Below are 17434 nucleotides of genomic sequence, written 5' to 3'. Positions count from 1 at the left end.
GCACCTCAGTAGCGGGTCAGGTACCAGATGACGGCGATCGTGAAGCCGAGCAGCACGAGAAGCCGGACCGGCCCCATCCCCTTCTGGTGGTCGATCCAGTTTCTCTTGCGCCTTCTGCGCTGTTCAATGAGGGACATGGCGTCTCCCGTCGCCGTCGCCGCCGAGCGGCGCCGCGCCGGAGCCCGCCGGCCCGGTCGCGGGCGACATAGGTTGAGTCACGGTCTGGCAGTTCACGAACACTCTAAATGGTAACGCCCCGTTCGCTCTCGCGCACGAAGTCGAGGAGACGCTCGACCTCGGGAATTCGAGGCAGTTCGGCTCTTGCGGCCCGCAAGGTGTCGGCGAGCGGCTCCTTCGAGTTGAAGACGAGGCGATAGGCCTTCTTGAGGGTGGCGCGGACCTCTGGGTCGATCTCCCTCCGAGTCAGACCGATCGAGTTGATGCCGTAGAGGCTCGGCGGATTCCCGGCCGCCCTACAGTATGGCGGCACGTCCTGGGCGATCCTCGATCCTCCGCCGACGAAGGCGTGCTCGCCGATGCGGACGAATTGGTGGATGGGCGTGATCCCGCCTATCACCGCCCAGTCGCCGATCCTGACATGGCCGCCCATGGCCACCGAGTTGGCGATGACGACGTGGTCGCCCAGACGGCAGTCGTGCGCCACATGGGCGTAGGCCATGATCAGGCAGTCGGAGCCGACGGAGGTGACGCCCTCGGCCGCCGTGCCCCGGTTCAGGGTGGCGAACTCCCTCACGACGCTGCGGTCGCCCACCGTCAGCGTGGTGTGCTCGCCCCGGTATTTCATGTCCTGAGGATCGGTCCCGAGCACCGCGCCGGGGTGAAGGCGGCACCCCCGGCCCACGACGGTGTCGCGTTCGATCAGCGCCCGGGGGCCGATCACCGTGCCGTCGCCGATGACCACCCCTGGACCTATGAACGTCCAAGGTCCGACCGTGACGCCCTCTCCCAGTTGGGCGCCGGAATCGATGATCGCGGTCGCGTGGATCCGGGTCGAAGGCTCGGTGGAGCGGGGCGAGCTCACTTGTCGACGATGCGCGCCATCAGTTCCGCCTGCGCCACCATGACGTCGTCCACGAATCCTCGACCCTTCATGCGGCAGTTGCGTCCACGCAGGCTCGTCAGTTCGAGTTCGAAGACCAGGGTGTCGCCCGGCGTCACCGGCCGACGCCATTTCACCTTGTCGAGCGACATGAAGTAGACGACCTTGTCCTGCGGATCCTCCACCTCGTCCATGAGGAGCAGACCGCCCACCTGCGCCATCGCTTCCACGATCAGGACTCCCGGCATCACCGGATGTCCGGGATAGTGGCCCTGGAAGAAAGCCTCGTTGATGGTGACGTTCTTGATCCCGGTGATCTTCCGTCCGGGCTCGTAGTCCGTGATCCGGTCGACGAGCAGCATCGGATAGCGATGCGGCAGAAACTTCATTATCGCGGTCACGTCCAGGACAGGCTTCCGGGAATCCCGGACCAGGGCGAGCCGGAGCCTGCGCGCGAACTCGACGTTGCCCTCGTGACCCGGACGTTCGGCCACGATCTTGGCGTGAAGCCGCCCGCCCAGGAGAGCAAGGTCGCCCAGGAGGTCGCCGGCCTTGTGACGGACGAACTCGTCGGGGAAGCGCAGCTCCGGGGCAGGCTCTCCCTCTTCGCCGATCACGACCGTGTTTTCCGGAGAGGCGCCGAGAGCGCGGCCGGCGGCGTTAAGTTCGGCCGCGTCGGACCTGAATCCGAAGGTGCGCGCGGGCGCTATCGCGTCCGGGAAGTCGGCGCCGGCCCTGAAGTGACCGTACTGCCGTCCGATGAGCGAGTGCGGGTACTCGATGGAAACGGCCACCTCCAGCTCCGGGGCGGGAAGCGCGGCGTAGCTGGTTCCTCCCCTGCCCCTCCAAACGACCGGAGATTCGAGCTCGAGCACGTGCGCATCGGCATCCTGCTCCTCCGACCCGGCGGCGACCACCGCCTCGTGGAAATCGGAAAAGGAGCCGTCGCGAACCGGTACTTCGGGACCGTCCACCTCCACGAGCGCGTTGTCCACCTTGGAGGAAGAGAGGGCCGCGAGCAGATGCTCCACCGTGCCCACCTCGGCGCCGTCCGACCCGAGGCTCGTTCCCCTCCGCAGATCCCGAACGTTGTCGAGGAGTGCGGGAATGGGGCGCGCGCCACCGAGATCGGTGCGCAGGAAGACGACCCCGCTGTTCGCGGGCGCCGGTCCGACCGTCACGCTCGTGGATGCGCCCGTGTGTACGCCGACCCCATCGAGCGTGAACGCCCTCGTGATCGTCCTCTGCTTAATCAAGGTGCGATTCCTCCCGATCCGAATGGTCGCTCCGCGCGTCGGGCGTCTCCTCCGGAGCGCGGGCGGGCGGCTTCGAGCCGCCCCGGAGAGCGAGAACGCGCTCGATCTTCCGCACCCGCCGTTCGAGCTTGCCCACCCGGCGCGCGCCGGCCTGCTGTCGCATCTGTCTTCGGTGGGGTCCGGCGGGATGTCCCGACACGGTGGTTCCGGCGGCCACGTTCTTCATGACCTTGCTGGCGATCGCCAGCCGCGCGCCGTCTCCAATGGTCAGGTGATCGCTCACCCCGACCTTGCCGCCCATCCAGACGTCGCGCCCCACCCTGGTGGAGCCCGCGACGCCGACCAGCGCCGCAAAGAGCGACCGCGCGCCGACGCGTACGTTGTGGGCGATGTGAACGAGGTTGTCGAGCTTCGATCCCGAACCGACCACGGTGTCGCCTATGGATCCGCGGTCCACGGTCGAGTTGGCGCCGATCTCGACGTCGTCGCCGATTATCGCCGCGCCCACCTGCGGGATCTTCCGGTGGCTTCCGTCTCGGAAGACGAAGCCGAAGCCGTCCGAACCGATGCGGACGCCCGAATGGACGATGCAGCGCTCGCCGATCCGGCAGCCGTGGTAGAGGACCACATGCGGGTGGAGCACGCTCCGGCCACCTACGCCGGCCCCCTCGCCCACGACGCAGTGCGCACCGATGCGCGCCCGGTCGCCGATCGTCGCTCCGTCCTCGATCACGGCGTACGGGCCGACGACCACGTCCTCGCCGAGTTCGACCGAACGTCCGACGACTGCGGTGGGGTGGATGCCGGGACGCGCTTCCCGGGCAGGATGAAGCCGATCGAGTACGACCCGGAGCGCAGCGTGGGGTGTCTCCACGACCACCGCGCCGGCCTCGGCCGGGATCCGGCTCGCCAGCTCCTTCGACACCAGGTACGCCGGGGCCGCGCACTTCGACAGCTCGCGCGCGTAGCGACCGCTTGCCAGAAAGGCGAGCTCTCCGGGACCCGCCTCCGCCGTGGGGCGGACGGCGGTCACCGCGAGGCTTCCGTCTCCTCGGAGCTTACCGCCGACCATCTCCGCGACCTCCGCCAAGGTGAGCTCCTCGGTTGAGTTTGGGCCGGAGAGTCGCGCTCTCGGCCCCGGACTCGGGAGCTCGCGCGGGTCGGAGACTCGGTCGTCGCGACCGGCCGTCAGAGACTCCCGCCGGTCGAAGCGCCGTCGGATCCCAAGGAACCGTCATCTTCGGCGTCCCCGGCCTCCGCTTCCATGGCCTCGAGCTGGTCGAGAACGGCCTGGGTCAGATCGAGCTCGGGATCGGCGGAGATGATCGACCCGGCCACCGTATCAAGAATAAGAGCGTATCCACCCTCCTCCCTTATCGCCTCGATCACCTGAGTGACCCGGTCCATGATGGGCTGCACGAGTTCGGCCCTACGCTGTGTCGCCGACGTCTCCAGCTCCTGGAACCTGGAGTTGTATTCCTGCTGGAGCAAGGCGAGCTGCTGCTCCCGCGCCGCGCGGGCCTCCGGGGAGAGTGTGAGCGCCTGCCGCTGGAGATCCTCGGCCCGGTTCTGGAGATCCTGCTCCATGCGCTGAAGCTCGTTCTCGGACTCCTGCATTTCTTCCTCGAACAGCCCCTGCGCCTCCGCGGAGCCCGGAGCTCTGGCAAGGATCTCGGCGGAATTGATGTAACCGATGCGCGTATCCTGCGCACCGCCGACTCCCGGCGTCGTAGCCGACGCGAGGACGGCCAAGGCCAAGGCGACGAACGCGACGTGGCGATTGTGCATTTTCATGTTCTCCATGGTGATAGGGAGGTCGGGCCGAACTCCGGCGTACGGCGAGCCCGAGCGCCATCCGGTCCCTTGGGTCGAGCGGTCAGAAGCCCTGACCCATCTTGAGGTGAAGTTGGAAGCCGGGTACGGTCTTGTCGAATCCATAAGCGTAGTCGATCCCGATCGGACCCAGAGGCGTCACCAGCGAGAGACCGACTCCGGCGCCTCGGTAGAGCCGGGTGAGGTCGAAATCGGACGGACCGCGCCATACGTTGCCGGCGTCGAAGAAGACCGAGACGCCGATCTGTCCGCCGAGCCGGAAGGCGTATTCGGCCGTCATGCTGTAGTAGGCGTCGCCCAGCCTGTCGATGGCGGAGATTCCGGCGGCGCCTTTTCCGTAATAGCCCAAGGGCGTGATCGAGGTCTCGTCGTAGCCGCGCAATTGCTGGCCGAACTGCACGCCTCCCATCCAGAAGCGGTCGAAAGGAAAGGCCTCGGCGTCGCCGAACACCGCGCCCGCCCTGAGGGTGACGCCCAGCGCCATGCGCAATCCGCCGCCGCCGGCCTCCATCATGCCGCCGCCCACCGGCACCCACCAGTTCGCGTCGGTGAGCACGCGGAGGAAGTTGCCGTCGCCCCCGAGCGGTCCTCCGTTGATCTCGGCGCTCACGTTCTGCCGCGAGCCGACCGTTGGGAAGATGGGATGGTCGTGCGTCTGACGGGTCACGCCCAGGGTGAGCTGGCTTTGAATTCCCGGTGGCCGTCCGAAGAGCGAGGTGTCGTCGACGTCCTGGAAGAGCTCGTAACGGGTCCGGGAGAGTCCGTAGCCGGCGAAAACCCGGGTCACGCGCGAATTGGGCCAGGGAAATCCGAAGCGGGTGCTCGCTCCGATCCGACGACGGCGGCCGGAGGCGAACTGGAAGAAGCGGTCTCGGGAGTTGAAGAGGGAGATCGATCCCGACACCAGGCTCTGCAGGAACGCCGGATCGGTATAGGTGGCCTCGAAGCTGTTGATGTACCTGCCGAAATCCCAGCGCAGGTCGCCGGACTTGGCCTGACCGAACAGGTTGGGTTGCTGGTAGCCGATGAAACCCGACAGACCGTAGCCGCCACCCACCGAGGTTCCGAAGTTGATGGAACCGGTGCTCTTTTCGACCACTCGGAAGGTGATGTTGACGTCGCCGTTCTGGTCCTCCTGCATCTCGGGAACGGGCAGCGGGGCCTCGAAGAAGCCGAGCGCCGAGATGTTCTGGTAGCTGCGCAGGAGGCGGTCCTGGCTGTAGACGTCTCCCGGCAGCACGAAGAGCTGGTTGCGAATGACCCACTCGTGCGTGTAGTCGTTGCCGGCGATGGACACCCGGCTGATCACCGCCGGCTGACCCTCGTTGACGATCCAGGACGCGCTGACCGTCGGATCCTCGCCGTTCTCGGCCGGCGCCTTGTCCACGGTGGGAATGACGTTTACGTTCAGGTATCCCTCGTTGCGGTAGAGCTCCTCGACCGTGGCGAGCGCCTCGCCGAAGGCCATGGCGTCGAAGGTCTGTCCGACCACCTCGCCCCCCTCGCCGCCACCGAGACCGATCACCGAGAGTATTCCGCCCTCTGTGGTGCGCAGAAGCCCTTCGAGTTCCTCGGTCGTGAAGGCCCGGTTGCCCTCGACTCTGAACTCGCCGAGCGTGTAGCTGGGGCCTTCTTCCACTTCGACGACCACTCTGGATTTCCCGGTCGCGGGATCGACGACGATGGTGTCGCCGAGCACCCGAAAGTCGAGGTGGCCCATCGATGCGTAGAACTGCGGCAGTCTCTCTTCCAGATCGAGGGCGAAATCCGCCTCCTCGAAGCTCCCCTGTCGGAACCACCAGAAGCCTTCGGGTTTCGATGCCATCGCGTCGACGAGCTCTGCGTCGCTGAAGCGTTCGTTGCCCTCGAAGACCACCTCGGCCACGGTGACGCGCTGTCCCTCGGTGACCTCGATGACCACGCTGAGCTGGGTGGTGTCCTCTCCGACGGAGAGCGTGCGTTCGACTATGCCGGCGAAGGGAATGCCGTCTTCGGCAAGCTCCGCCAGGATGAAGCGCCTGGCGTCGAGAATGCGCTGCGGATTGTAGGCGGCTCCGGGGTTGATGCCGATCGTGTCGCGCACCTCCCTGGCCGATGTGCCGTGTTCGAGCCCGACGATCTGCACGCTCGCGATCACCGGACGCTCGCTCACCTCGATGGTGAGATGGGCGCTGGACGTGCCCGACGCCCGGACGACGATGTCGCGAAAGAGCCCTGTGGCGAGCAAGGCCTTTATCCCACGCCGAACGTCGCGCGCGGTGATCATCTGGCCGGGTTGGACGCCGAAGACGGCCACTACCGACTGGGCCTCGACGCGCTGGCTGTTGCCGGTCACCGATATGGAATCGACCCGCACCGGACTGCGCGCCTCCTGGCCCGAGACCGGCGACGCCGCACCTCCGGCGAAACCCAGGGATGCCAGAAGGAGGGCGACGATCGCCGCCCGTCCACCGGCCGCAGCCACACCGGGACGCCGCACTCGAACGTTCGTCACTTCAGGTCGTCGTCGGCGACGATCGTCGCAGGCGCAGAAGTCCGCCTTCCGGATCGAGATCTACCCTTATCTCGTCACCCTCCGCGAACTCTCCTCTCAGCATCATGTCGGAGAGGGGATCTTCGAGAAGGCGTTGTATGGCCCTCCGCAGCGGGCGGGCTCCGAACTTGCGCCCATGGCCTTCCTCGGCCAGAAAAGCGACCGCTTCCTCGTTGAGCGCGATGCCGACTCCGCTCTCCGCCAGCCGTTCCCGAACCTCGCCCAGGAGGATGTCGACGATCTTGCGAAGGTCCTCCGCGAGGAGAGCGTGGAAGACGATCACGTCGTCGACGCGGTTGAGGAACTCTGGATTGAACACCCGCTCGATCTCCCTGCTCACCTGCGCCTTCATCGTTCCGTAGCCTTCGCCTGCGTCGCTCTTCTGGAAACCGAGTCCCGGTCCCTTCGAGATGTCGCGGGCTCCCAGGTTCGAGGTCATGATGATGACGGTGTTCGCGAAGTTGATCACACGTCCGTAATTGTCCGTCAGGTGACCTTCGTCGAGTACCTGGAGGAGAATGTTGAAGACATCCGGGTGGGCCTTCTCGATCTCGTCGAGGAGCACCACCGAGTAGGGGCGCCGGCGCACGAGCTTGGTGAGGGTTCCGGAATCCTCGTAACCGACGTATCCCGGAGGAGCTCCGATCAGGCGAGACACGGAGAACTTCTCCATGAACTCGCTCATGTCCACCCGGATCAGGGCCTGTTCGTCGTCGAACAGGAATCGAGCTAGTGTGCGCGCCAGCTCGGTCTTCCCCACCCCGGTGGGTCCGGAGAAGATGAACGAGCCTATCGGGCGTAGGGGATCCTTGAGGCCCGCCCTGCTCCGGCGGATCGCCCGGGAGACCGCCGCGATGGCGTCGTCCTGGCCCACGACTCGACGGGCGAGCTCCTCCTCCATTCGCACGAGCCTTTCGGACTCGTCCTGCCCGATGCGCGTGACGGGGATTCCGGTCCATCTTCCCACGATGAAGCCTACGGCCTCCTCCGTAAGCTCGGGCCGGAAGTTCTCCCTCTCCGCCTCCCACGTCTCCGTGAGGGCTCTGATCTCGCCGGCGACCGCTCGCTCGCGGTCCCTGAGCTCGGCGGCCTGCTCGAAATCCTGATCCCCTATCGCCGACTCCTTGCGCCGCGCGATCCTGCCGAGCCGCTCGGTCAGCTCGTCGACCTCCGGCGGGGGCACCTGTCCCGCGATGCGGGCCCTGGCACAGGCCTCGTCGATCACGTCGATCGCCTTGTCGGGCAGGTAACGGTCGGAGATGTAGCGGTCGGAGAGTCTTGCGGCGCTGTGGAGGACATCGTCCGGGATCTTGACCCGATGGTGATCCTCGTAGTGGTGCCGGAGCCCCTTGAGGATCTCCAAGGTCTCCTCCACGCTGGGCGGTTCGACGGTCACCGGCTGGAAACGCCGCTCCAGGGCTCCGTCCCGTTCGACGTACTTGCGATACTCGGTCAGGGTCGAGGCCCCGATGCACTGGAGCTCGCCCCGCGCGAGGGCGGGCTTGAGCATGTTGGAGGCATCGATCGCGCCTTCGGCGGCGCCCGCGCCCACAAGCGTGTGCATCTCGTCGATGAAGAGCACGACGGTCCGCAGTCGTTCGATTTCGCTCATGACCGACTTGAGCCGCTCCTCGAATTGGCCTCGATACTTCGTACCGGCGACCACCGCCGCCATGTCGAGCGCGAGGACGCGATGGTCGCGGAGGCCGTCCGTTATCTCTCCGCGGGCGATCTTCTGCGCGAGCCCTTCGACAATGGCCGTCTTGCCCACGCCCGGTTCGCCGATGAGGACCGGGTTGTTCTTCTTGCGCCGGCAGAGGATCTCCACGATCCTTTCCATCTCGTTCTCGCGACCTATTGTCGGATCGAGCCGTCCGTTGCGAGCGAGCTGGGTGAGGTCGCGGCAGAAATGATCGAGGGCGGGGGTCTTCGTCTTCTTTCCGCTACGCCGCGGGATGTCGAGACCGGGAGCGCCGCCGCCGATCCCCGCCGGGGCCTGTCCCTTTTCCGAGCCCAGAATCTTGCGGGTTTCGGCCCTGGCTTCATCGAGAGCCACGCCGAGCGAGTTGAGGGCCTGAGCCGCCATGCCCTTCTCTTCTCGGAGAAGCCCCAGCAGGATGTGTTCCGTGCCGACATAGTTGTGGGAGAGCGCCCGGGCCTCCGCCATCGAGTACTCGAGCACCTTCTTGGCCCGCGAAGTGTGGAGCAGCTCGCCCGACGGAAGACTCGCCTTGCCCTTGCGCACCGACTCCTCGACCCGGGAATGGACCTGATCGAGATCGACGTTCAGACGACTCAATATGGCGGCGGCCACGCCTTCACCCTCCTGGACGAGCCCCAGCAGGATGTGTTCCGTGCCGACATAGTCGTGACGAAGGCGCATGGCTTCCTCCTTGGCGAGGTCCATCACCTTCCGTACCCTGTCAGTGAAATTGAAGCTCATCGGCTAGGTCGCCTATCCCCCTGCCCCTGGGAGTCACCGTTCAAGTCCGCAGCCAGCGCGGCCCTGACATAGGAGGCGCACTCAGCCTCCATCCGCGATCGTTTCAGACCGGAGCCCGCCGAATACTCCAAGTGCGCGGGCTGCGTCAGGATCATCATCTTGTTGAGCGTATATACACCTATCGGCGGAAGCAGTTCTAGAGAAACGCCGAGCCGCACGCCCGAGAGCAGGCTCATGAGTTCCTCGAACTCCAGGGCGCGGGCGTGGCGCAGAAGACCGAAGGCTCTCCACACCTTGTCTTCGGTGATCGAGCGCGCATCCCTCAGCAATATCTCGCGAGCGTCGCGCTCGCAGCGGATCACGTGGCGGACCCGGCCTTCGAGATCGGCGAGGAGATCTTCCTCGTTTTTTCCCAGGGTGCGCTCGTTGGATATCTGGAAGAAGTTTCCGATCACCTCCGAACCCTCTCCGTAGAGGCCGCGGAAGGCGACGCCGACCTCCATGAGGCCCTTGAGCACCTTGCCTATCTCGCGGGTGAGCACGAGTCCGGGCAGGTGCATGAAGACCGAGGCGCGCATGCCCGTCCCGACGTTGGTCGGGCAAGCGGTCAGGTACCCGAATTCGGAGTCGAAAGCGAAGGGGAGCGCTCCGCCCAGCTCGTCGTCGAGCCTGTCGACCGCCATCCAAGCCCTTCCGACGCGAAATCCCGAAGTGATGCTCTGCAATCGAAGGTGATCCTCCTCGTTGACCATGACGCTGACGGGCGCCCCGGACGCGAGATGGAGGACACGGGCCTCCTCGCTGCCGCCGATCAGCTCCTTGCTGACGAGCCGTCGTTCGAGCAGGACTCTCTGGGTGACCGAGTCCATTCGGTCGATCTCGAAAGCGAGGCCGGCGGCGAACGCCCGAGAATCGGAGACGGCGCGCAGGTACTTCTCGAGGACGTTCCCCAGCTCGGAGACCGCGGCGTGAGCCACGAAGCGGTGACCCTGGATGTTGCGCGCGAGCCTGACCCGGGTCGAGAGAACGATGTCGGCATCGTCGCCGCCGGGGTCGAGCCAGTCGAGTCCGCAGTCGGGATAGGATCGAAAATCGGCGGGGGTGACCGTCATGGGACGATTTCGTGAAGCCGGTCTCGGATTTCGGCGGCTCTTTCGAAGTCCTCGGCGCGCACCGCCGACTCCAGCTTGCGCTTCAGTCCGTCGACGAGCATGACGAGGTCGGGACGCGAAGGATCGGGTGGGAGATGGATCTTGCCCACGTGGCGCGTCGCTCCGTGAACGCGGTCGACGATCGATCGGATGCGATCATCGAAAGTCCGATAGCACTCCGGGCAACCGAGCTGCCCGCTGGATCGGAATCCGCCGAACGAGAGTCCGCAGAAGCGGCAGACCGGAGAAACGCCCGCCTGACCCGCCGGATCGACGCTGAGCAGTTGATCGAGCATCCCTTGGAGGGTGGTCTTGTGGTCGGGCGCCGAAAGCACTCTCATCGCCGCGCACTCCTCGCATAGGAGATGCTTGGAGGACTCGTCGTTGACTATCTGCGTCAAATGGACGAGTTCGTCCTCTGAGCCACACTGTTCGCAACTTCGGTTGGACATGCTCGGAGAAGAAGGGTTCGCAGGCGCTTCCGGCGCGTAATCCCCGGTTACACCCGCTCGCCCGGTTGGAGCCCTCCGCCGCTCACGGTCAGGACCCTGTTCGAGCGCGCGGCGAGCTCCATGTTGTGGGTGGCCACCACCACCGCCAACCTCCGGCCCTCGCGCGCCCGGGAGACGAGTGCGTGTAACCGCCTGCTCGATTCGTCGTCGAGATTGCCCGAAGGCTCGTCGGCGATCAGGAGCGAGGGCTCGTTGACGAGCGCCCTGGCCACCGCCACCCTCTGCTGTTCGCCGCCCGAGAGCTGTCCCGGGAGATGGGACGCGCGCGCGCTTACGCCGACCTCTTCGAGAAGCTCCATGGCCGCTTCGACCGCCTCAGGCCGCGTGCGGCCCGCCACCAGCGCGGGCATCATCACGTTGTCGAGGGCGCTGAAGCCCCGGAGCAGGTGGTGGAACTGGAACACGAAGCCGATCTCGCGGTTGCGCAGCCCGGAGAGCTCGTCGTCCGAGGCGGCCGAGAACGAGATGCCGTTCACCTCGACTTCGCCCGCCGTGGGGCGGTCGAGACCGCCGAGCAGGTGCAGGAGGGTGGATTTGCCGGAACCGCTCGCTCCGATGACCGCGACCATCTCCCCCTCCTCGACCGCAAGATCCACCCCGGCGAGCACGGTCAGCGGCGAACCGTCGCCGCCGACGAAGGTCCGTGCGAGTCCGCGTGCCCACAGCGGAAGCGGGGCGGGCCGGTCGGGAGGCGGCCGGTCCGGAGCCGACCGGAGGACCGGGTGTTCGCTAGGGGGTTCAGTCATGGCGTATGGCGTCGACCGGGGCCATGCGCGCGGCCTGCGTCGCGGGATAGATGGTGGCCAGGATCGAGACGGCGACGCTGGCTCCCACGATCCAGGCCAGGTCCCCCGCCTGGATGGAGACCGGCAGGTGATCCACGAAGTAGACCTCGGGAGGGATGCGGATGAGCTCGAATCGTTCGATCAGCAGGGAGACCGAAACTCCGAGGGCGGCGCCGAGCGCCGTGCCGGTGATCCCGATCCCCAGTCCCTGGATGACGAAGATCCTCGTGACGTCGATCCCGCGCATTCCCATCGCGCGCAGTATGCCGATCTCGCGGCGTCGGTCGGCGACCACCATCACCAGAGTGCTGACGATATTGAAGGCGGCGACGAGCACGATCAGGAAGAGGATGACTCCCATCGCGATCTTCTCGAGCTTGAGGGCGCTGAAGAGGGCGCGATTGGTCTGCTCCCAGGACTGGACCACATAGTCGAAGGGAAGCCGTTCGGCGAGTTCGACCGCCACACCGGCCGCGAGGGCCGGATCGGCGACCTTCACGCCCACGCCGCTCGCCGAGGTCGAGTCGGAAATCCCGATCAGTTCGCGGGCGTCGTCGATCGTGGTGTAGACGTAGCCGACGTCGTAGTCGTACATGCCGGTCGAGAAGGTGCCCGTCACCTCGAACTGCTTCATGGTCGGTCTGAGGAACACCATGAGATCGGTCCGAAGGTTCTCCCACGAGGCCACGATCACGGTATCCCCCGGGAAGAGCTGCATGCGGTCGGCGACGCCCAGGCCCAGGAGGAGAGGGGGCAGCCCGGACTCGGGAGGCGCGAGGTCGTGGATGCCGTCGAGGATGTCCTCTTCGATGCCCGTGGCCGCGCCTCGGATCTCCTCGGGCGAGACCCCGAAGAGAGATGCCGACTGGGAGTAGTTGCCCCTCTCTCCCCTGCGGATCATCGTGACCTCGGAAAGCACGAAAGGGGCCGCTCCGACCACCGACTCGTTCGCCATGGCCGAGTCCGTCACCATGGGCCAGTCTTCGAGGCGGAGCGAGGTGCCGAGCTGGCGCACGAGAACGTGGGGGGCGGCTTCGAGAAGCTTGTTGCGCAAGTCCTGCTGCATGCCGGTCATCACCGCGGTCACCACCACCAGCGACGAGACCCCGAGAGTGACGCCGGCGAGCGTGATCCACGAGATCAGCGAGAGCAGGACGGTGGATCTTCCGCCTGCAAGGTGTCTGCGGGCGACGAACCAGAGCACGGAGGAGGTCAACCGGGGCGCCTCAGTCTCGGAGTATCGGAAAGAGGATCACGTCGCGGATCGAGGGGCGGTCGGAGAGCAGCATGACGAGACGGTCGATTCCGAGGCCGACTCCACCAGTGGGCGGCATCCCCCACTCGAGCGCCCGGAGGTAGTCCTCGTCGAGCTGCTGCGCCTCCTCGTCTCCCGCTTCCCGAAGCGCCGTCTGATCTCGAAAACGCCGTCGCTGTTCGTCGGGGTCGTTGAGCTCCGAGAAGGCGTTGGCAAGCTCGGCTCCGCGGACGTAGAGCTCGAAGCGTTCGGTGAGAGCGTCGTCCGTCCGATGGCGTTTGGCCAGCGGCGAGAGCTCGCGAGGATGGTCCGTCACGAAGGTGGGTTGGGTGAGGTCGGGCTCCACCAACGCGCCGAAGAGCTTGTCGATGATCTTACCGCGGCCCGCCCCCCGGAGTCCGCCGATCCCGGCCCGGATCGCCCGTTCGCGGAGTTCGGAGTCGTCGAGACCGGCCACCTCCTCTCCAAGCCGTTCTCCGAGGGATCCCAGGAGCGGGATCCGTCCGAAAGGAGGCCGGAACGAGATGGTGTCGCCGCCCGTCTCGAATTCGAGCGAACCTTTGACGGCGAGCGCGGTTGACTGGAGCAGGCGCTCCACCATGCGCATCTGGTCGCGGTAGTCGCTGAACGCCTGATACCACTCGAGCATGGTGAACTCCGGGTTGTGCAGGCGCGAAAGGCCCTCGTTCCGAAAGTCCTTCGCGATCTCGTAGACCCGGTCGAGGCCTCCGACCATGAGCCGTTTCAGGTAGAGTTCGTCCGCGATGCGCAGGTACATCCTCCGGTCCAGCGCGTGGTGGCGGGTGACGAAGGGGCGTGCGGAGGCGCCGCCGTAGAGGGGCTGGAGGACCGGGGTCTCGACCTCCAGGAAGCCTTCGCCGTCGAGAAACGAGCGGATCGCGGTGATCGCCCGCGCTCGGATGCGGAAGACCTCTCGCACTTCGGGATGGACGGCGAGATCCGCCGAGCGCAGGCGGAGACGGGTCTCTCTGTCGCTCAGGCCCGAGAAGCGTCTTCGTTCGGCGTGCGGGTCGGCGGGCTCGGAACCTTCTTCGCGGTCCCCTGCGGCGTCCGTTGCGCCGAGGTCCTCCTTACCCTTGCCGCCGACCTTGCCGAGCGGCAGCGGATTCACCGCCTTGGTAAGCAGAGTCCAGTCCTCGGCCCGGACGGAGATTTCCCCCATGCGGGTGCGGAAAACCTGGCCTTCGACGCCGATCCAGTCGCCCGTGTCGAGCAGCGCGAGGAGCGAAAACAGATCCCCATCCCGGTTCGCCCCGGAGTGGAGCCGGGTCGAGAGCAGCTTCTTCTGGAAATAGATCTGGAGGGTGGTCCCGCCGGGGCTCCGCCAGTCGTCGGCGATGTTCATGAAGACGCTGCTTCCGTGATCGCGACGGGCGACCACCCGACCGCCGACGCGGACCCGCCTCCAGCCGAGATCGTCGTCGAGCTCGTCGTTCCGCTCCGCCTCGCGGTATCCGGCCACGATCTCGCCGAGTCCGTGCGTGCGCGAGTAGTTGTAGGCGAAGGGTTCGACGCCGAGCTCCTTCAGGCGATCCAGCTTGGCTCGCCTGGCGTCGCTCAAGGCCGCGCCTCTAGCCACGGGACGCCTCTCGGCCGGCGGTCTTGAGGTACGCCTCGATCAGGCGGTCGAGATCGCCGTCGAGCACGCCGTGCACGTCCGGCACCTTGAGACCGGTTCGGTGGTCGTTAACCATGGTATACGGGTGGAAGACGTAGGAACGGATCTGGCTGCCCCACCCGATATCGGTCTTTTCGGCCTCCAGAGCGGCGCGCTCCTTCTCCTGTGCCTGAACCGCGTGCTGGTAGAGAGCCGCTCGCAGCATCTTCATGGCCGTGGCCTTGTTCTTGTGCTGGGACCTTTCCTGCTGGCAGGCCACGACGATGCCCGTCGGTTCGTGGGTGATCCTCACTGCGGAATCGGTCTTGTTCACGTGCTGTCCTCCCGCTCCTGAAGCCCGGTAGGTGTCGATGCGCAGATCGCGCTCGTCGATGTCGACCCTGATGCTGTCATCGACCTCGGGATAGACGAATACGCTAGCGAACGAGGTGTGACGCCGGGATTGGGCGTCGAAAGGCGAGATCCGCACCAACCGGTGGACGCCGGCCTCGGCCCGGAGGAAGCCGTAAGCGCCGGCGCCGGCGATTTCCAGGCTTGCGCTCTTGATACCCCCTTCGTCTGCGGATTGGACGTCGAGGGGTTCCACCTCGTAGCCGCGACGCTCGGCCCAGCGCGTGTAGGTGCGCATGAGCATCTCGGCCCAGTCCTGAGACTCGAGACCGCCGGCGCCTGGATTGATGGTCACGATGGCGTCGCGGTGGTCGTCGGGACCTCGGAGCATGTTGCGAAGCTCTAGCTCGGAAACGACACGCGACTGCGCGGACAGCCCCTCTTCGAGCTCGGCGGACAGCTCCTCGTCCTCCTCCTCGCCCAGAAGTTCGTCCAGCTCCTCCAGATCGCCGACCGCCTCGTCGAGCTCGTGCCAGGGATCGATCCACTCCGAGAGCGAGCTCGCCTCTCGGGTTACGTCGCGGGCGTGCCGCCGATCGTCCCAGAAACCCGACCTCGACATTTCCTCGCGGAGAGCGGCGAGCTCCGCTTCGAGCTTGTCGAGGTCAAAGATGCCTCCTGAGCGCCGAAACGCGCTCGCGCAGTTCGGAGAGCGTGTGCGTACCTTCCTTGTCCATCATGTCCTTGTGCCTTGTCCTTGGTGTCGCGTGGTGGAAGACCGACCCGGAGATTCCGTAACGGTCGGGGGCCGGCGCGGGGCCTTCAGAAACCGACGGAGAAGGTAACGTGAACCGGCTCGGTTCCGATCCGTACCGCCGAAGTCGCCAGAGATTTCGCGATCGAGAGATCGACCCGGTCATAGCTCAGTCCGAGGCCGACCCGCGCTCCCGCGCGCGCCTGATCCCCTATCACGTACCCCGCCCGGATCGCAAGTGCGTCTTCGCGACCGACAGCCACCTCGCTTCCGACGTAGAGTTCGGCGTTCCCAAGGTCCGCCAGTCTCTCCTGAAGCTCGACGGCCAGCACCCCGGTCACGGCGTCTTCGGCGTCAAACAGTCCGGTCACGTCGAGAGCGGCGGCGACGCGGAGCCTGCCCGGAAGCCGTTCGCGCTCCTCGGTCTCTCCCACCCGCCGATTGCCGCCCACGTGCGCGACCATCGCCGCGAGCCGGAGCGACCGGACCGGGGTACCGCTGACACCCAGGTCGACGGCGAAGCTGCTCGAGGAGCTGCCCACATCCGGACACGAGGCGCCGCGGCATTCGATCTGGAAACGAACCACCTTGAGGTTGGCTCCTACGGCCAGACGGCCGAGCCTGCCCGCAACCGTGGCGATTCCGAGATGGTTCCGGGTGCTGAGTCTGCCTATGTGGTTTCCGCGCTCGTCGGTCAAGTCCTGATCGCCGACGTCGTTCAGATGGTAGGAAAATCCGAGTTGCAACCAGTTCTCCTGGGACCTGACCAAAGACACCGTGGTGCCCTCCCCCGCCACATTGTCGCCCCGATAGAACACGATCTCGGTGCCGTCTTGCGCACGCAGGCCGGCGGGATTCCAAAAAACCGCCTCTCGCCCTTCCATCGCGGTCATGGCTCGGCCGAGCGAGATCGCCCGCGCGCCAACGGGCAGAAGGAGAAAAAGCGCACCTTCGGGAACGTCGGGTGCCTCCTCCTGACCGGTGAGCGGAACCGATCCGAAAGGGCAGACCGAAAGAACGCACGCGACGACGAGAGCGCGGATCGCGCACCCTGTCGCGACGGAGATCGTCCGCCGCCGGTTGCCGCCGGACGCGTACCGACGCCGCTTCCGCAGGGGTTCGAGCCATCGTCGGCCGTCCCTGAGTCCACGCCGCGATCGGTCGCGTCCGGGCGATGCCATTGTCGAATCCGGGGTCATGACCGGAATCTAACAGGTGAAGCCCTGGGTCCGGCAGGTAAGCTCGATCGCAAAAGGCCCGCCTCGGTCGATGGTCAACCGCAGCGGGCCTTCAAGAAAAGGGGGTCGGCGACGACGTACTCTCCCACCGGGCGGCCCCGGCAGTACCATCCGCGCTGTAGAGCTTAACGGGCGTGTTCGAGATGGGAACGTGTGTGTCCTCTACGCTATTGTCGCCGACCTTTTCGAATGCCCAGGCAACGTCGGCGCGAGGCCGCGTCGTCGTAGGCAGATCGAGGTTGAGAGTGTTGACGAGAGCCACGCAAGGTGACGGCTGTTGGTGTGAACGGCGGCGCCGGTCAAGTCTATCGGGCGATTAGTACGGCTCGGCTTCACGTGTCGCCACGCTTCGACCTGCCGCCTATCGACGTACTCGTCTCGTACGGCCCTTCGCTGGGTCCGAAGACCCACGGGAGTATTAATCTCGAAGGGGGCTTCCCGCTTAGATGCTTTCAGCGGTTATCCCGTCCCGACGTAGCTACCCGGCCATGCCGCTGGCGCGACAACCGGTACACTAGTGGTCAGTCCTTCCCGGTCCTCTCGTACTAGGGAAGGCTCTCCTCAATACTCCAACGCCCACGACGGATACAGACCGAACTGTCTCACGACGTTCTGAACCCAGCTCATGTACCGCTTTAACGGGCG

13 protein-coding genes and 2 rRNA genes (1 of these 15 cut by a window edge) are annotated in these 17434 nt (G+C 66.0%); all 15 read right to left on the bottom strand.

What is annotated here, in order from left to right; all coding sequences use genetic code 11:
* Nucleotides 1-241 precede the first annotated feature (241 nt).
* Nucleotides 242-1006 carry an acyl-ACP--UDP-N-acetylglucosamine O-acyltransferase gene (gene lpxA / locus J4G12_03215; GenBank protein MCE2454816.1) on the bottom strand — a complete coding sequence of 255 codons (765 nt, stop codon included), beginning with the start codon at nucleotides 1004-1006 and terminating at the stop codon, nucleotides 242-244.
* Nucleotides 1007-1038: 32 nt separating this feature from the next.
* Nucleotides 1039-2316 carry a UDP-3-O-[3-hydroxymyristoyl] N-acetylglucosamine deacetylase gene (lpxC, locus tag J4G12_03210; protein ID MCE2454815.1) on the bottom strand — a complete coding sequence of 426 codons (1278 nt, stop codon included), beginning with the start codon at nucleotides 2314-2316 and terminating at the stop codon, nucleotides 1039-1041.
* Nucleotides 2309-3406, bottom strand: a complete 1098-nt coding sequence (lpxD, locus tag J4G12_03205; GenBank protein ID MCE2454814.1) for a UDP-3-O-(3-hydroxymyristoyl)glucosamine N-acyltransferase — start codon at nucleotides 3404-3406, stop codon at nucleotides 2309-2311. Before lpxD ends, lpxC begins: the two co-directional genes overlap by 8 nt.
* Before the next feature lie 98 nt (nucleotides 3407-3504).
* Entirely contained in the window at nucleotides 3505-4119 is a 615-nt protein-coding gene (locus tag J4G12_03200) for an OmpH family outer membrane protein (protein ID MCE2454813.1), read from the bottom strand.
* 73 nt (nucleotides 4120-4192) lie between these two features.
* A complete protein-coding gene (bamA, locus tag J4G12_03195; protein ID MCE2454812.1) occupies nucleotides 4193-6643 on the bottom strand; it encodes an outer membrane protein assembly factor BamA in 2451 nt (816 codons plus the stop codon).
* Nucleotide 6644: 1 nt separating this feature from the next.
* On the bottom strand, nucleotides 6645-9125 hold the full coding sequence (locus J4G12_03190; GenBank protein ID MCE2454811.1) for an ATP-dependent Clp protease ATP-binding subunit: 2481 nt from the start codon (nucleotides 9123-9125) through the stop codon (nucleotides 6645-6647).
* Nucleotides 9122-10237 (bottom strand): protein arginine kinase, encoded by a 1116-nt coding sequence (locus J4G12_03185; protein MCE2454810.1) that lies wholly within the window; start codon nucleotides 10235-10237, stop codon nucleotides 9122-9124. The genes J4G12_03190 and J4G12_03185 overlap by 4 nt, the downstream gene beginning before the upstream one ends.
* Nucleotides 10234-10677, bottom strand: coding sequence for a UvrB/UvrC motif-containing protein (locus J4G12_03180; protein MCE2454809.1), 444 nt, complete (start codon nucleotides 10675-10677; stop codon nucleotides 10234-10236). The genes J4G12_03185 and J4G12_03180 overlap by 4 nt, the downstream gene beginning before the upstream one ends.
* 98 nt (nucleotides 10678-10775) lie before the next feature.
* A complete protein-coding gene (locus J4G12_03175; protein MCE2454808.1) occupies nucleotides 10776-11534 on the bottom strand; it encodes an ABC transporter ATP-binding protein in 759 nt (252 codons plus the stop codon).
* On the bottom strand, nucleotides 11527-12789 hold the full coding sequence (locus J4G12_03170; GenBank protein ID MCE2454807.1) for an ABC transporter permease: 1263 nt from the start codon (nucleotides 12787-12789) through the stop codon (nucleotides 11527-11529). Before J4G12_03170 ends, J4G12_03175 begins: the two co-directional genes overlap by 8 nt.
* A 10-nt stretch (nucleotides 12790-12799) precedes the next feature.
* On the bottom strand, nucleotides 12800-14428 hold the full coding sequence (lysS, locus tag J4G12_03165) for a lysine--tRNA ligase (protein ID MCE2454806.1): 1629 nt from the start codon (nucleotides 14426-14428) through the stop codon (nucleotides 12800-12802).
* Nucleotides 14421-15534 (bottom strand): peptide chain release factor 2 gene (prfB, locus tag J4G12_03160; GenBank protein ID MCE2454805.1). Its coding sequence is split into 2 segments (ribosomal slippage): nucleotides 14421-15473 and nucleotides 15475-15534, totalling 1113 coding nucleotides; the frame shifts between segments, so codons are not numbered across the junction. The genes lysS and prfB overlap by 8 nt, the downstream gene beginning before the upstream one ends.
* An 85-nt stretch (nucleotides 15535-15619) precedes the next feature.
* Entirely contained in the window at nucleotides 15620-16732 is a 1113-nt protein-coding gene (locus tag J4G12_03155) for a hypothetical protein (protein ID MCE2454804.1), read from the bottom strand.
* Nucleotides 16733-16853: 121 nt separating this feature from the next.
* Nucleotides 16854-16970: ribosomal RNA gene (rrf, locus tag J4G12_03150) — 5S ribosomal RNA — on the bottom strand.
* Nucleotides 16971-17084: 114 nt separating this feature from the next.
* Nucleotides 17085-17434: ribosomal RNA gene (locus J4G12_03145) — 23S ribosomal RNA — on the bottom strand (its annotated part continues 585 nt past the right edge of the window); the annotation flags it as partial.

This window comes from Gemmatimonadota bacterium, assembly GCA_021295815.1.
Classification (GTDB): Bacteria; Gemmatimonadota; Gemmatimonadetes; order Longimicrobiales; family Gaopeijiaceae; genus JAGWBQ01.
This window is presented reverse-complemented; position numbering and strand designations above follow the sequence as displayed.

Excerpts from the sequence above, each read along its gene's own strand:
- J4G12_03175 (MCE2454808.1), bottom strand. The coding sequence starts at position 11,534 with ATGACTGAACCCCCTAGCGAACACCCGGTCCTCCGGTCGGCTCCGGAC.
- J4G12_03190 (MCE2454811.1), bottom strand. The coding sequence starts at position 9,125 with ATGAGCTTCAATTTCACTGACAGGGTACGGAAGGTGATGGACCTCGCC.
- J4G12_03185 (MCE2454810.1), bottom strand. The coding sequence starts at position 10,237 with ATGACGGTCACCCCCGCCGATTTTCGATCCTATCCCGACTGCGGACTC.
- J4G12_03200 (MCE2454813.1), bottom strand. The coding sequence starts at position 4,119 with ATGGAGAACATGAAAATGCACAATCGCCACGTCGCGTTCGTCGCCTTG.
- J4G12_03155 (MCE2454804.1), bottom strand. The coding sequence starts at position 16,732 with ATGGCATCGCCCGGACGCGACCGATCGCGGCGTGGACTCAGGGACGGC.